The sequence below is a fragment of the Pseudomonas sp. 18175 genome, assembly GCF_050432925.1.
In the GTDB taxonomy this organism is placed as follows: domain Bacteria; phylum Pseudomonadota; class Gammaproteobacteria; order Pseudomonadales; family Pseudomonadaceae; genus Aquipseudomonas.
This window is the reverse complement of the sequence record NZ_JBKFTO010000016.1, coordinates 43,768-57,752: the sequence shown is the minus strand read 5'-3', so window position 1 is coordinate 57,752 and position 13,985 is coordinate 43,768. Positions and strand designations below refer to the sequence as shown.

The following is a 13,985-nucleotide window of genomic DNA, read 5'->3' as shown; positions in this document are numbered from 1 at the left end:
CGTCCGAGGGTTATACCGTAATTGGATCCCATCTTCCTGCGCTTTCGGCTTCAACCACCAGGCAGCCATTGCGCACTGTTGCCTTGAGGTGCCGGGCATTGTCTTGCAACAGGCACTCGGCAAGTGCCGGTTCCAGCTCCACCCGCAGGCGTCTGGCCAGTGCCCGCGCCCCAAAGCGCACGTCGTGCTGGCGGCACAACCACGCCCGCGCCTGCTCATCCATGTCCAGGGAACGGTGGTGTGCGGCTAATCGTTGGTTGAGTTTGACCAACTCCACCTCCAACAGTGCATCCAACCACTGCACGTCAATGGGTTCGAACATCAGGATACGGTCGATACGGTTGAGAAACTCCGGCTCGAAATGACCGTGCAGCGCCTCTTCCAACACCGTCGCTTCATTGCGTACAAAACCACGCAGCATTCGTCGCCACCCCTGGGTAAACCGCAGGCGATGACGCCGTGCCTGTTGCGCGCCGATATTGCTGGTCATGAAGATCAGGCTGTTGCGAAAGTCCAACGTCCGCGTACCGCCGGCCAACGTGAGCTGGCCGTTTTCCAGGATGCCCAACAGGCTACGCACCACTTCCTGGCTGGCCTTTTCCAATTCATCGAACAACACGATGCCCGGCCGACTGTAAGTGCCCTGGATCAACTCACTGTTGAACAGGCTGATGCCTTCCTTGCTGCCCACATAGCCGGGCGGCGCACCGGTCAACGCGGCCGCGTAATGTTCCTGGGCCAAGGTGTGCATGTCGATACGGCAAAAGCCATCGCTACGACCGTGCAGCGCCTGGGCCAGCAGCCGCACGATTTCAGTCTTACCCACACCGGTCGGCCCCATGAACAGGTTGACGCTCAAAGGGCGATCACGCTCGCCGATATCGGCCTTGACCACCTTGAGCAAGCCTTCCACCTGGGCCAGCGCGGCATCCTGGCCGACGATGCGGCTGCGCAACAAGGCCATGACCTGGGCCGGTTCAAAGGTAAAGCGCATGCCCTACCCCACGGTCTTTTCTTTGCCGCCATGGGGCAACTGCCCCACCGGGCACTCGGCGACACCGACGGTGCTGCGGGTGATTTTCTCCACATTTTCCTGGGCCTTTTGCGCGTCCAGCACCCAGGTGCGGTAGAACTCAAACGGGCAGTCCGCCACGCCCTTGTCGCCATCTCCCGAGGCATGCATGCCGGTGTAACCCCGGTGCAGCAACTTGAACAGGTGGTTCTGGGACTGGTCATTGGCCCGCGCATCGCGAATCTGCGACACCGACAGCTACGCGTACTGGATGCCCATTTCCTCCTCGCCGCACTCGCCCAAGGTGCGCCCGTCAAAACCGATGATCGCCGAGTGGCCAAAATACGAATACACCCCATCGAAACCGGCCGCGTTCGCCACGGCCACGTAGCAGTTATTGGCCCAGGCCATGCTCTTGGACATCTGCACCTGCTGTTCCTTGGCCGGGTACATATAGCCCTGGCAGCGCACGATCAGCTCGGCACCCTTCATGGCGCAATCGCGCCAGATCTCCGGGTAATTGCCGTCGTCGCAGATGATCAGGCTGATCTGCATGCCTTTAGGCCCCTCGCACACATAGGTGCGATCCCCTGGGTACCAACCCTCGATGGGGCACCAGGGAATGCACTTGCGATAACGCTGCACGATTTCGCCGAGGTTATTGATCAACACCAAGGTGTTGTAGGGCGCCTTGTGGGGATGCTCTTCGTGGCGCTCGCCGGTCAGCGAAAACACGCCCCAGGTGTTGGCCTGGCGGCAGGCGGCCGAGAAGATCGCGGTTTCTTCGCCGGGAATGCTTGCGGCGGTGGCCATCATCTCGTCGTGGTCGTACATGATGCCCATGGTGCTGTATTCGGGGAACACCACCAGGTCCATGCCGGGCAGACCCTGCTTCATCCCGACAATGATCTCGGCGATTTTCTTGGCGTTATCGATCACCTCGGCCTTGCTGTGCAGGCGCGGCATCTTGTAATTCACCACCGCTACACCGACGGTGTCCGGGCTGCTGGAAATGTCGCCATGGCGCATTGCAACGCTCCTGTTCTAGTGGCTGATCATCCACGGCCGTGGGCCGGTCTTGGTCTTGAGGCCCAAGGGGTTGGCCTTGCTCGGTACGACTTTCTTGCTGGTGCCGCAGCAACTGCAACCGGCTGGATGCCGGCGACTTTCCTGGTATTGGCCGACAGTTTGCGGCGCGTTGGCGCTGCGCTCGTTGCCGGCAATCGCCTTGCGCTGGTTGGCCGACAAGGTTTGCAGCGCCGGGGCAGACACCAAAAGGTGCCCTCCCGGCCCTTCGCAGTAAGGGCACTGGCTGGGTTCGTTGCGCTGGGCGATGGGCCGCAGCATCGTAAAAGTACCGCACGCCACGCAGGCGTATTCGTAGGTCGGCATGGCTACAGGTCCGGGGCGATGGGCAGGTCGATGCTGCCGTCGAGGAATTTGGTCGGGCCATTGGCGTTGGGGTTGATATCGAATTCGAAAATTTCCGTGGGCAGCCACAAGGTGGCGCAAGCATTCGGGATATCCACTACGCCGCTGATATGCCCCTGTACCGGTGCCGAACCGAGCAGCGCATACCCCTGTGCCGGTGAGTAGCCGAATTTGGTCAGGTAGTTGATCGCATTCAGGCATGCCTGGCGGTAAGCAACATTGACGTCCAGGTAGTGCTGCTGGCCCTGTTCGTCCACCGAGATGCCTTCAAAGATCAGGTAATTCTTGTAGTTCGGTGTGATCGGGCTTGGCTTGAACACCGGGTTCTTGATCCCGTACTTGGCCATGCCGCCCTTGATCAGCTCGACCTTCATGTGCACCCAGCCGGCCATTTCGATGGCGCCGCAAAAGGTGATTTCGCCGTCGCCCTGGCTGAAGTGCAAATCGCCCACCGACAGCCCGGCGCCGTTGACGTAGACCGGGAAGAAAATCTTCGAACCCCGGGACAAATCCTTGATATCGCAGTTGCCCCCATGCTCACGCGGCGGCACGGTGCGCGCGCCAGTGGCGGCGGCATCGTCACGGGCCTGGCCTTGCATCTTGCCCATGTGCGCTGTGGCCGCCAGCGGCGCGTTGGCCAGCGGCGGCACGCGGGTGGGGTTGGTGTCGATCAGTTCCTGTTCGCGGCGGTTCCAGTCGGCGAGCATCACTGGGTCGGGCAGGCAGCCGATCAAGCCGGGGTGAATCAAGCCGGCGAAGTTGACGCCCGGAATGTGCCGGGAACTGGTGAACATGCCCTTGAAATCCCAGATGGCTTTTTGTGCGCTGGGGAAGTGATCGGTGAGAAAGCCGCCGCCGTTCTGGCGTGAGAAGAAACCGTTGAAGCCCCACTGGGAATCGGCCTTGGCGCCAATGTCCAACAGGTCCACCACCAGCAAGTCCCCCGGCTCGGCGCCGTGTACGCCCACCGGGCCCGAGAGGTAATGCACGGTAGACAGGTCCACATCGCGCACATCGCTGGCGTCATCGTTGTTCTTGATCGCGCCGGCGGTCCAGTCGTAGGTCTCCAGGATGAAGTCATCACCCGGCTTGACCCAGCAGGCCATCGGGATATCCGGGTGCCAGCGGTTATGGATTTGTTCGTTTTCGGTGACAGGCTGGTTGAGGTCGACTTTGATCAGCGTTTCGGTCATGGACTGGCTCCTGGACGGATGGCGATTGCGTGCGATCCAGTCTCGTGGAGCCAGGTAAAACGGGGAATACGTTGGATGACGTATGGGGTCAGAGCTTGTCGCGCTTCATCTGCATGGTCAGGGTAAAACGGTCGGCGGGGTACACCGATTCCGCGACGGCAATCAGCACGCCTTGTTCATCGCGATACTGGCGAATGATCGCCAGGCCCAGCGCGCCGTTTTGCGCTTTGAGGCTGGCGGCCAATTCGGCAGGCAACTGCACCGGCCGCACCTGTTGGTCTACCACGTCGATGTGCCGCGAATAGGCTTTGCCGATCAGAGCGGCGATCAGCTCATCGGGGTGTTTGCGCGCTTCGGGGATCACGTCGGCAAACGCTTGCTCGGCGTACACATCGGTCCAGCACAGTGGCGCGTTACCGTCGCCGGCATCCACCTTGATGCTCGACACGCAGAAATAATGCCCGCCCGGCTCAAGGCCCAGGCGCCGGGCCAGGGCGATGTCAGCGACGAACTCACGCACGCCCTGGATATCACGGATATGGGTTTCGGCCACTTGCACCAGGTCGCCCACCGAGGCCATCGACTGGGAATAGCCGCCCTTGGGTGCTGACGATTCAACCCGCGTGCCCACGCGCTTGCGCCGCGAGACCATGCCCTGGCCCTGCAACTGGTCAATGGCCGCACGCACGGTGTGTCGGCTCACCGCGTACAGCGAGCACAGCTCGAATTCAGTCGGCAACAACGACCCCACCGGGTAGTGGCCGCTGCCGATCTGCTCAATCAAGTCCTTGGCCACCGCCGCATAACGCCTCTGGCTCACGCTTTCCATTTTTACCCTCGTTGTCGAGTTGACAGTGTATCAGCACAAGCGTAATCATAATGTACGGACATATTAAATATGTATGGTTTAAAAATAACAATTAGGATTTTCCCATGTCGAGCACCGTTTTTGATTCCGCCCTGTTCCGCGACATGTTCGGCACCGCCGAAATGCGCGGTGTGTTCTCCGATAAAGCGTTGATCGAGCGCTACATCGAAGTGGAAGTGGGCCTGGCCCGCGCCGAAGCCCGCTGCGGCGTGATCCCGGCTGAGGCTGCCGAACAAATCGCTGCGCTGTCGCAGTACGAGGCCCTGGACCTGGCACTGATGCAGCACGAGACCGAGATCGTCGGCTACCCGATCCTGCCGCTGGTGGAGCAACTGTCGAAGATCTGCGGCGAAGCCGGGCGCTACGTGCATTGGGGCGCCACCACCCAGGACATCATGGACACTGCCGTCGTCCTGCAAGTGCGTGCCGCCCTGGCCATCGTCGAGCGCGATATCCAGGCGGTACGCGGCCTGCTCGCCGGCCTTGCCGAGCGCTATCGCGACACGCCCATGGCCGGCCGCACCCACTTGCAGCATGCGCTACCGATCACCTTCGGCTACAAGTGCGCGGTGTGGCTGAGCATGTTCGACCGCCACGCCGAGCGCTTGGTGGAGCTGCGTCCACGGGTTGAAATCGGCCAGTTCGCCGGGGCTGCGGGCACCCTCGCCTCCCTCGGCGACAAGGGCCTGCAGGTGCAGGAAGCCTTGATGGCCGAGCTGGGCCTGGGCGTACCGCAGGCCACCTGGCACGTCGCCCGCGATGGTTTGGCTGAGACCCTGAACTTCCTCGGCCTGGTCACCGGGTCGCTGGGCAAGATCGCCCTGGACATCATGATGATGATGACCAGCGAACTGGGCGAAGTGTACGAACCCTTCGTCAAGGGCCGTGGCGCCAGCAGCACCATGCCGCAAAAGCGCAACCCGATTTCCTGCGAGCTGATGTACGCCGCCGCCAAGGGCGTGCGCCAGCACGCCGGGCTGATGCTGGATGCGATGATCCAGGATTTCGAACGCTCCACTGGCCCGTGGCAGGCGGAATGGATCGCCATCCCTGAAGCCTTCGCCCTCAGTGCCGCCTCCCTGGGCCAAGCGACCTTTATGCTCGCAGGCCTGGAAGTGCGCCCCGAGCGCATGCGCAAGAACCTCGACATGACCCAAGGCCTGATCGTCGCCGAAGCCGTGATGATGGGCCTCGCCCCGGCCCTCGGCCGCCAGGTGGCCCACGACGTGGTGTACGCCGCCTGCCGCATGGCCAACGACCAGGGCACCAGCCTGCTCGACGCCCTGCTCGCCCAGGGTGAAGCCACCGCGCAGTTGGACGTGGCCGAACTGCAACGCCTGACCGACCCGGCCAACTATTTGGGGCTGGCGCCGCAGATGGTGGATATCGCGCTGGCGCGCCAGGGTGCCGTCAAACGCTGATCCCAAACCCAATGGAGATCCAAATGTGGGAGCGGGCTTGCTCGCGAATGCGGTGTATCAGTCACCCGATGCATCAACTGACCACCGCATTCGCGAGCAAGCCCGCTCCCACAGGGGTTCTCCAGCGTTTTCAAAATCATAAAAACAATGAGATCACAGACATGTCATCCACTCCCGCCAAAAAACCGCTCTACAAGGACCTGACCTTCCAGGTCGTTGCCGCCATGTTCCTGGGCATTGCCTTCGGCTTTCTCGCCCCTGAGTTGGCCGCCAGTTTCAAGATCCTCGGCGATATCTTCCTCAAACTGATCAAGACCGCCGTCGCGCCGCTGGTGTTTTTCACCGTGGTACACGGCATTGCCTCGGCCGGTGATATCAAGCGTGTCGGCAAAGTCGGCCTGCGTGCGCTGATCTACTTCGAAGTGGTGTCCACCATCGCCCTGGCCATCGGCCTGTTGTGGGGCAACCTGTTGCAAATCGGCTCGGGCATGCACGACGCGCACCCAAGCAGCGCCGCTGCTGCCGCCGCCAGTGCTGCGGTTGCCAAGGGCCATGCACCGGCCTCGACCATGGACTTTATCTACGGCATCTTCCCCGACAACTTCGTCGGCGCCTTCGCCGGCGGCCAGTTGTTGCAGGTGCTGGTGATCTCGGTACTGTTCGGCTTCGCCCTGCTGGCGTTGAAGCCTGAGCGCCGCGAAGTGATCGAAGACGGCCTGAACCGTATCTCCGAATGCTTCTTTGAGTTCATCAACCTGATCATGAAGTTCGCGCCCCTGGGTGCCTTTGGTTCGGTGGCTTATGCGGTGGGCAGCAACGGCACCGCCGTGCTGATGTCCCTGGCCAACCTGGTGCTGATGTTCTACGTGGGCATCGCGTTCTTTATCTTTGTGGTGCTGGGCGCAGTGTGCCGCTTGAGCGGTTTCAGCCTGTGGCGCTTCCTCACCTATATCAAGGATGAAATCTTCATCGTGCTCGGCACCGCCTCGTCGGAAAGCGCCCTGCCGCGCCTGCTGCAAAAGCTCGAGAAATTCGGCTGCTCCAAACAGAGCGTTGGCCTGGTGTTGCCTACCGGCTATGCGTTCAACCTCGACGGCACCTCGATCTACATGTCGCTGTGCGTGCTGTTTATCGCCAATGCCTACGGCGTGCCGCTGAGTTGGGAACAACAACTGGGCATCATCGCGATCATGCTGGTGACCTCCAAAGGCGCAGCGGCGGTATCGGGCGGTAGTTTCGTGGTGTTTGCCGCCACCGTGACCGCCATCGGCGTGTTGCCGGCAGAAGGTCTGGTGCTGCTGTTCGGGGTGTACCGCTTTATGTCGATGGCCATCGCCACCTGCAACACCATTGGCAACAGCGTGGCGACGGTGGTGGTGTCGAAGTGGTCCGGCGAGTTCTCCGAACAAACGGCCAAGGTTGAATATCAACGCGTGCTCGGCCGTGCTGCCGGCGCTGCGCTGTAACGGAGCCGGTTGATGACCACTTTGCGAATCGAACATGACGCGTTTGGCCCGGTGTCTATCCCGACCGACCGCTACTGGGGCGCACAGACCCAACGGGCGCTGGAGGTGTTCGGCAGCAAACAGCCGTTCGCCGCCTGCCTGATCCGCGCCTTTGGCCAACAGAAACGCGCTTGCGCCCGAGCCAATGCACGGCTCGGCGCACTGGCGCCAACGCTCGCGCAGGCCATCGAACAGGCCGCCGAGGAATTGGCCAACGGCGCCTTCGACGAACATTTCCCACTGTCGATCTGGCAAACCGGCTCCGGTACCCAGACCAACATGAATGCCAACGAGGTGATCGCCAACCGCGCCAACCTCAGGCTGGGCGGTGAACTGGGCAGCAAGTCACCGGTGCATCCCAACGACCATGTGAACCGCTCGCAGTCGTCCAACGACAGTTTCCCCACGGTGATGCACCTGACCACCGTGCTGGAACTGCGCGGGCGCCTGCTGCCGGCCCTCGGGCATCTGCGCAATGGGCTGCAAGCCAAGGCCGACGCCTGGCAAGACGTGCTGAAAATCGGCCGCACCCACCTGATGGATGCGGTGCCCATGAGCCAGGGCCAGGCCTTTGACGCCTTTGCTCAACAGATCCAGCATGGCATTGCACGCATTGAAGCCTGCATGCCGCGTCTGCGCCTGTTGCCACAAGGCGGCACGGCGGTGGGCACCGGGCTGAACACGCCGCCGGGTTTTGATGTGGCGTTCTGCGAAGAGATCAGCCGCCTCACCGGCGAAACCTTCGTCACCAACCCGTGCAAGTTCGAAGGCATGGGCACCCACGATGCCCTGGTGGAAGCCTCCGGAGCGCTGAATGTGCTGGCCGTGTCGCTGACCAAGATCGCCAACGATATCCGCTTGCTGGGCTGCGGCCCGCGTTGTGGTTTGGGGGAGTTGATCGTACCGGATGACGGCCTGACCTCCTCGATCATGCCCGGCAAACGCAACCCCACCATCGCCGAAGTGCTGGTGCAGGCGGCGATGCAGGTGATGGGCAACCACACCACCATCACCCTGGCGGGCGCGTCCAGCACCTTTGAATTGAACGTGGCCAAGCCGGTGCTGATCCACAACCTGTTGCAGTCGATTGAGGTCCTCAGCGACTGCATCAGCCTGTTCACCCACAAGCTGCTGCATGGCCTGGACGTGAACCGCCCGCAACTGGCGCGCAATGTGGAGCACTCGCTGTTGATGGCCACGGCGCTCAACCCGCTGCTGGGCTACGACCGTGTGGCGCAGATCACCCGCAAGGCAGCGGATGAAGGGCTCTCGCCCAAGGAGGCGGCGGTGCAACTGGGTTTTATCACAGCCGAGGAGTACGCCCTGCGCGTACGCCCCGAGACCATGATCCGCCCTGCTACACCGACAGATAACGACTGATCGTCGCCTCATCCACCCGATCACGGGTCTCTTCGATCACGAAGCGGCCCTTTTCAATCACCAGGAAGCGGTCGGCGATTTCCAGGGTGAAGGACAGCACCTGCTCCGACACCACGATGGTCAAGTCCCGCAGGTTGCGGATCTCTTTGAGCGTGCGGGCGATGTCCTTGATGATCGACGGCTGGATGCCTTCGGTGGGTTCATCCAGCAGCAGCACCTTGGGGTTGGTGGCCAAGGCCCGGGCGATTGCCAACTGTTGCTGCTGCCCGCCCGACAGGTTGCCGCCCTTGCGCGATTGCATGTCGTAGAGCACCGGGAACAGTGCGTACAAATCCTCCGGCACCTTGCCGCGGGCCGACGCTGGCAAACCGGTCTGGATGTTTTCCAGCACGCTCATGCTGGGGAAAATCATGCGGCCCTGGGGCACATAGGCGATACCGCGTTCCACCCGCTCGTGGGTTTCCAGCGCCGAGACGTTGTGGCCGTCCACGCTCACCTGGCCTTTCCATTGCGGCAGGATACCCATCAGGCTCTTGAACAAGGTGGTCTTGCCCATGCCATTGCGGCCCATCACCGCGACGATCTCACGCTTGGCCACGTTCAGGTCCAGGTCGTGGAGGATCTGGCTCTGCCCGTAGCCGCAGGACAACTGGTCGATCTTGAACATGCCTGCTTCCTCAGTGGCCCAAATACACTTCGATGACTTTAGGGTTGCTTTGCACCGACTCCATGCTGCCCTCAGCCAGCACCTTGCCCTGGTGCAGCACCGTGACCTTGTGGGCGATGCTTTTGACGAACTCCATGTCGTGCTCGATCACCAGCACCGAACGGCCCTGGCTGATGCGGTTGAGCAACTCGGCAGTCTGCGCACGCTCGTTGACGCTCATGCCCGCCACCGGTTCATCGAGCATCAACAGCTCCGGGTCTTGCATCAGCAGCATGCCGATTTCCAGCCACTGTTTTTGCCCGTGGGACAGCAAGTCGGCCTGTTGCTGCAACAGGTCGCCGAGAAAGATTTCCCGTGCAACCTCCTCCACCCGCGCAATCACCTGGGCGTTGCGCTTGAAAAACAGCGCGCCCCACACCTTGCGACCGGCCGGGTAGGACATCTCCAGGTTCTCGAACACCGTGAGGTTTTCGTAGATCGACGGGTTCTGGAACTTGCGCCCTACCCCCGCCCGCACGATGTTGTACTCGCGCATCTTGGTCAGTTCCTGCCCGTCGAACTGGATGCTGCCGCTGGTGGCGCGGGTCTTGCCGCAGATCAGGTCGAGCACGGTGGTCTTGCCGGCGCCGTTGGGACCGATCACTACGCGCACTTCATTACGGTCGATATACAGGTTGAGGTTATCGACGGCCTTGAAGCCGTCGAACGATACGGTGAGGCCTTCGATGGCCAGCACCGGTTTTTTCATCTCGAAGCCGACGGCGGTCATGGCTGGGTCTCCAAAACTTTGCTCTTGGCGGTTTTCACCGCAGGTTTTCGCCGCAGCAGTCTGGCCAATGCCTGGCGCCCATGGCTGTCCCACAAACCGGCCAAGCCGTTGGGAAAGTACATGACCACGGCGATAAACAGCCCACCCATCAGGTACAGCCACAACTCGGGGAAGGACTCGGAAAAGTAGGTCTTGCCGTAGTTCACCAACAGCGCGCCGTACACCGCGCCCAGCAGCGACATGCGCCCGCCCACTGCGGCGAAGATCACCATCTCGATCGACGGCACGATGCCGACGAACGAGGGCGACATAAAGCCCACCTGCAAGGCAAACATCGCCCCGCCAATCGCCGAGAACGCAGCGGCCACACAAAACACGAAGATCTTGAAGCTGGCCACGTCGTAGCCGGAGAAGCGCACGCGTTCTTCCTTGTCACGCATGGCCATCAGCAAGCGGCCGAGCTTGGAGGCGAGGATAAAGCGCCCGATAAAGATGCAGCCAAACAGTAAACCGGCGTTGATGAAGTACAGGACCAACTTGGCGCTGTCGGTACGCAGGTCCCAGCCGAGCAGGGTCTTGAGGTCGGTAATGCCGTTGACGCCGCCGGTCAGGCCCTGCTGGCCGACGATCAGCACGGTGAGAATCAGCGCAATCGCCTGGGTGACGATGGAAAAGTACACATCGCCCACCCGCCGTTTGAACAGCGCCATGCCGATGATGAACGCCAGCAGCACCGGTACCGCGATCACCGCGAAAACGGTAAAACCAAAACTGTGGAACGGCTGCCACAGCCACGGCAGTTCAGTGATCTGGTTCCAGTCCATAAAGTCCGGGATGCCCGGCGTGGATTGGATCTTGGTGCTCTCCGGGTCCGAGGCTTCGAGCTTGAGGAACATCGCCATGCAGTAGCCGCCGACGCCAAAAAACACGCCTTGCCCCAGGCTGAGAATGCCGCCATAGCCCCAGCACAGCACCAGGCCCACGGCGACGAACGCGTAGGTCAGGTACTTGCCCACCATATTCAGGCGGAACGCGTCCAGGGTCAGGGGGAATACCACCAGGATCAACAGTGCCAGCAGCACGATGCCGATCAGGTTTTGCTGGCCGCCCAGCAGCTTGTCTAAAGCCTTCATCCGCTCGCCTCTACTTACGCACTTTGATGGAGAACAACCCTTGCGGGCGCAGCATCAGGATCAGAATCACCGAGGACAAGGTGAGCACCTTGGCCATCGAGCCACTGAGGAAAAACTCCGACAGCGATTGGGTCTGGGCGATCACGAACGCCGAGGCGATGGTGCCGAACAGGCTTTGCGCGCCGCCGAACACCACCACCAGGAAGGTGTCGACGATGTATTGCGAGCCCGCCGTTGGCCCGGTGGAGCCGATGGTGGTGAACGCCGCACCGGCCACCCCAGCCACGCCGCAGCCGAGGGCGAAGGTCATGCGGTCGACCTTGCGCGTATTGATGCCCACCGCGCGGCTCATCAAGCGGTTTTGCACCGTGGCGCGCACTTGCAGGCCCCAGCGCGAGCGGTAGAGCATCAGGAAGATCGCGGCGGTCAGCAGCAGGGTCAGGCCCATCATGAACAGGCCGTTGCGCGGAATCTCGATGGCGTCGGTGAAGTTCACCGAGCCCATCAGCCACGCCGGCGGTTCGGCGCTGACTTCACGGGCACCAAATACCGAGCGGAAGGTTTGCTGCATCACCAACGACAGGCCCCAAGTGGCCAGCAAGGTGTCCAGCGGGCGCTTGTACAAGCGGCTGATCATCGCCCATTCCACCAGCCAGCCGATGGCGCCGGCCACCAGGAATGACAGGGCGATGGCGAAAAAGAAGTAATAGGGTTGGAAGCTCGGCGCAAAGTGCGCGGTGAGGCTGGAACACACGTAGGTGGTGTAGGCGCCGATGGTGAGGAACTCACCGTGGGCCATGTTGATCACGCCCATCTGGCCAAAGATGATCGCCAGCCCCAATGCCATCAGCAACAGCACGCAGAACACGGACAAGCCGTTGAACCCCTGCATTGCCGCGATGGCTCCAAATTCCGATAGCCATTCCATGATGATGGTCTCCAACAGAGAGATGAAATGCAGACTGCTTTTTGCTCTATGTGGGAGCGGGCTTGCTCGCGAATGTGGTGTGTCAGTGAATGCATCAGGTGACTGACCCACCGCATTCGCGAGCAAGCCCGCTCCCACATTTGGACCCGGGTATGCCAGTTGGTTATTGGTAGCCCTTTGGAAACGGATTCGGCTCGATCAGATCCGACTCATAAATCACCTTGAACTGACCATTGGGCAGTACTTCCCCAATGCGCGATTTGCTCCACAAGTGATGGTTCTCGTGAATCTTCACGTAGCCTTCCGGCGCGGTTTTCAGCTCGATGCCTGGGGACGCCGCCACCACTTTATCCACGTCGAAACTGCCGGCCTTCTCCACCGCTGCCTTCCACAGCCATGGGCCGAGGTAAGCCGCCTGGGTCACGTCGCCGATCACCGCGTCTTTGCCGTACTTGGCCTGGAACGCTTCGACGAAGGCTTTGTTGTTGGGGTTGTCCAGGCTCTGGAAGTACTTCATCGAGGCGTAGAAGCCGGCCATGTTTTCGCCGCCGATGCCCAGCAGTTCGTCTTCCGTCACAGAGAGGGTCAGCAGGGTTTGCTTGGCCGAGTTCACACCGGCCGCGTTCAGCTGTTTGTAGAAGGCCACGTTGGAGCCACCCACCACCGCCGCAAAGACCACATCAGGTTTTTTCAGCTTGACCTTGTTGATCAACGAGCCGAACTGGGTGTTACCCAGCGGGTAGTAGTCTTCGCCCACCACGGTGCCGTGCAGCACGTTTTCGATGTGCTTGCGGGCGATCTTCATCGAGGTGCGCGGCCAGATGTAGTCCGAGCCCACCAGGTAAAAGGTTTTGGCGCCTTTGGTCTTGGCGATCCAGTCGAGGCTGGCGAGGATCTGCTGGGTGGCTTCCTGGCCGGTGTAGATCACGTTTTTCGACTGTTCCAGGCCTTCGTAGAAGGTCGGGTAGTAGAGCAAGCCGTTTTCTTTCTCGAAGATCGGCAGCACGGCTTTACGCGAGGCCGAGGTCCAGCAGCCGAATACGGCAGCGACCTTGTCGTTGACCAAAAGCTTCTTGGCTTTCTCGGCGAAGGTTGGCCAGTCGGACGCGCCGTCTTCCTGGATCACTTTGATCTGGCGTCCCAGAATCCCGCCCGAGGCGTTGATCTGCTCGATGGCCAGGCGCTCGGCCTGGATCGAGCCGGTCTCGGAAATCGCCATGGTGCCGGTGGCCGAGTGCAACTGGCCGACGGTGACTTCGGTGGGGGTCACGGCCAGGCCTTCGTTATCGGCCAACGCGCCCTGGCTGAACAGAGCGGCGGCCAGTAATGACAAGGCCAACAGCGGTGTGGAGCGGATCAATCTTGGTGCCATGGGGCGACTCCTCTGCAATGAGGGGTTCAGCATGGCGGCAAGGGGCCAGTGCGGGTATACGCAGCCTGACGTAACCGCGTACGTCATTTGACGTATGCCGCTTCGCACCCTTTCAGGGCAGGTTGTGGTGAGCGGGCTTGCCCCGCGCTGGGCTGCGAAGCGGCCCCAACCCAGGCAACCCATTTTTCCAGTTAGGCCTCAGTCTCAGGTTTTAGGGCCGCTTCGCTGCCCAGCGCGGGGCAAGCCCGCTCACCACAACAAGCAGCTCACCAATAAGACAGCTCCCACATTTTGACCTCGGTGTCT

Annotated in this window: 12 protein-coding genes and 1 pseudogene; 3 read left to right on the top strand and 10 right to left on the bottom strand. The window is 61.4% G+C overall.

Features of this window, described 5'->3' with window-relative positions:
• Positions 1 to 10: 10 nt before the first annotated feature.
• The 5 genes and pseudogenes from ACLD1Y_RS21450 to ACLD1Y_RS21430 form a co-directional block, all read right to left on the bottom strand.
• Entirely contained in the window at positions 11 to 994 is a 984-nt protein-coding gene (locus ACLD1Y_RS21450) for an AAA family ATPase (protein WP_429479810.1), read from the bottom strand.
• Between the two features lie 3 nt (positions 995 to 997).
• Positions 998 to 2,041, bottom strand: a pseudogene (locus ACLD1Y_RS21445) (aliphatic amidase).
• Between the two features lie 15 nt (positions 2,042 to 2,056).
• Positions 2,057 to 2,404 carry an FmdB family zinc ribbon protein gene (locus ACLD1Y_RS21440; RefSeq protein ID WP_429479809.1) on the bottom strand — a complete coding sequence of 116 codons (348 nt, stop codon included), beginning with the start codon at positions 2,402 to 2,404 and terminating at the stop codon, positions 2,057 to 2,059.
• A gap of 2 nt (positions 2,405 to 2,406) precedes the next feature.
• A complete protein-coding gene (fmdA, locus tag ACLD1Y_RS21435) occupies positions 2,407 to 3,636 on the bottom strand; it encodes a formamidase (RefSeq protein WP_122673366.1) in 1,230 nt (409 codons plus the stop codon).
• An 88-nt stretch (positions 3,637 to 3,724) separates the two neighbouring features.
• Positions 3,725 to 4,456, bottom strand: coding sequence for a GntR family transcriptional regulator (locus ACLD1Y_RS21430; RefSeq protein WP_429479836.1), 732 nt, complete (start codon positions 4,454 to 4,456; stop codon positions 3,725 to 3,727).
• A gap of 113 nt (positions 4,457 to 4,569) precedes the next feature.
• Between ACLD1Y_RS21430 and ACLD1Y_RS21425 the strand changes: the two genes are divergently transcribed.
• From ACLD1Y_RS21425 to ACLD1Y_RS21415, 3 genes are all read left to right on the top strand, one after another.
• Positions 4,570 to 5,925, top strand: coding sequence for a class-II fumarase/aspartase family protein (locus tag ACLD1Y_RS21425; protein ID WP_429479808.1), 1,356 nt, complete (start codon positions 4,570 to 4,572; stop codon positions 5,923 to 5,925).
• 161 nt (positions 5,926 to 6,086) lie between these two features.
• Positions 6,087 to 7,391: a cation:dicarboxylate symporter family transporter gene (locus tag ACLD1Y_RS21420; RefSeq protein ID WP_429479807.1), complete on the top strand. Its 1,305-nt coding sequence runs from the start codon at positions 6,087 to 6,089 to the stop codon at positions 7,389 to 7,391.
• A 12-nt stretch (positions 7,392 to 7,403) separates the two neighbouring features.
• Positions 7,404 to 8,810 (top strand): class II fumarate hydratase, encoded by a 1,407-nt coding sequence (locus tag ACLD1Y_RS21415; RefSeq protein WP_429479806.1) that lies wholly within the window; start codon positions 7,404 to 7,406, stop codon positions 8,808 to 8,810.
• Here ACLD1Y_RS21415 and urtE read toward each other — a convergent pair.
• From urtE to urtA, 5 genes are all read right to left on the bottom strand, one after another.
• Positions 8,788 to 9,477 (bottom strand): urea ABC transporter ATP-binding subunit UrtE, encoded by a 690-nt coding sequence (gene urtE / locus ACLD1Y_RS21410; protein WP_135289768.1) that lies wholly within the window; start codon positions 9,475 to 9,477, stop codon positions 8,788 to 8,790. The genes ACLD1Y_RS21415 and urtE overlap by 23 nt on opposite strands.
• 10 nt (positions 9,478 to 9,487) lie before the next feature.
• Positions 9,488 to 10,246: an urea ABC transporter ATP-binding protein UrtD gene (gene urtD, locus ACLD1Y_RS21405; RefSeq protein WP_025855702.1), complete on the bottom strand. Its 759-nt coding sequence runs from the start codon at positions 10,244 to 10,246 to the stop codon at positions 9,488 to 9,490.
• Positions 10,243 to 11,379, bottom strand: a complete 1,137-nt coding sequence (urtC, locus tag ACLD1Y_RS21400) for an urea ABC transporter permease subunit UrtC (RefSeq protein WP_429479805.1) — start codon at positions 11,377 to 11,379, stop codon at positions 10,243 to 10,245. The genes urtD and urtC overlap by 4 nt, the downstream gene beginning before the upstream one ends.
• A gap of 10 nt (positions 11,380 to 11,389) precedes the next feature.
• Positions 11,390 to 12,307: an urea ABC transporter permease subunit UrtB gene (gene urtB, locus ACLD1Y_RS21395; RefSeq protein WP_060755338.1), complete on the bottom strand. Its 918-nt coding sequence runs from the start codon at positions 12,305 to 12,307 to the stop codon at positions 11,390 to 11,392.
• A 163-nt stretch (positions 12,308 to 12,470) separates the two neighbouring features.
• Positions 12,471 to 13,679 carry an urea ABC transporter substrate-binding protein gene (gene urtA / locus ACLD1Y_RS21390; RefSeq protein ID WP_429479804.1) on the bottom strand — a complete coding sequence of 403 codons (1,209 nt, stop codon included), beginning with the start codon at positions 13,677 to 13,679 and terminating at the stop codon, positions 12,471 to 12,473.
• Positions 13,680 to 13,985: the final 306 nt, after the last annotated feature.

Excerpts from the sequence above, each read along its gene's own strand:
- ACLD1Y_RS21415 (WP_429479806.1), top strand. The coding sequence starts at position 7,404 with ATGACCACTTTGCGAATCGAACATGACGCGTTTGGCCCGGTGTCTATC.
- ACLD1Y_RS21420 (WP_429479807.1), top strand. The coding sequence starts at position 6,087 with ATGTCATCCACTCCCGCCAAAAAACCGCTCTACAAGGACCTGACCTTC.
- ACLD1Y_RS21425 (WP_429479808.1), top strand. The coding sequence starts at position 4,570 with ATGTCGAGCACCGTTTTTGATTCCGCCCTGTTCCGCGACATGTTCGGC.
- urtB (WP_060755338.1), bottom strand. The coding sequence starts at position 12,307 with ATGGAATGGCTATCGGAATTTGGAGCCATCGCGGCAATGCAGGGGTTC.
- ACLD1Y_RS21450 (WP_429479810.1), bottom strand. The coding sequence starts at position 994 with ATGCGCTTTACCTTTGAACCGGCCCAGGTCATGGCCTTGTTGCGCAGC.
- ACLD1Y_RS21440 (WP_429479809.1), bottom strand. The coding sequence starts at position 2,404 with ATGCCGACCTACGAATACGCCTGCGTGGCGTGCGGTACTTTTACGATG.
- urtA (WP_429479804.1), bottom strand. The coding sequence starts at position 13,679 with ATGGCACCAAGATTGATCCGCTCCACACCGCTGTTGGCCTTGTCATTA.
- urtE (WP_135289768.1), bottom strand. The coding sequence starts at position 9,477 with ATGTTCAAGATCGACCAGTTGTCCTGCGGCTACGGGCAGAGCCAGATC.
- urtD (WP_025855702.1), bottom strand. The coding sequence starts at position 10,246 with ATGACCGCCGTCGGCTTCGAGATGAAAAAACCGGTGCTGGCCATCGAA.
- urtC (WP_429479805.1), bottom strand. The coding sequence starts at position 11,379 with ATGAAGGCTTTAGACAAGCTGCTGGGCGGCCAGCAAAACCTGATCGGC.
- fmdA (WP_122673366.1), bottom strand. The coding sequence starts at position 3,636 with ATGACCGAAACGCTGATCAAAGTCGACCTCAACCAGCCTGTCACCGAA.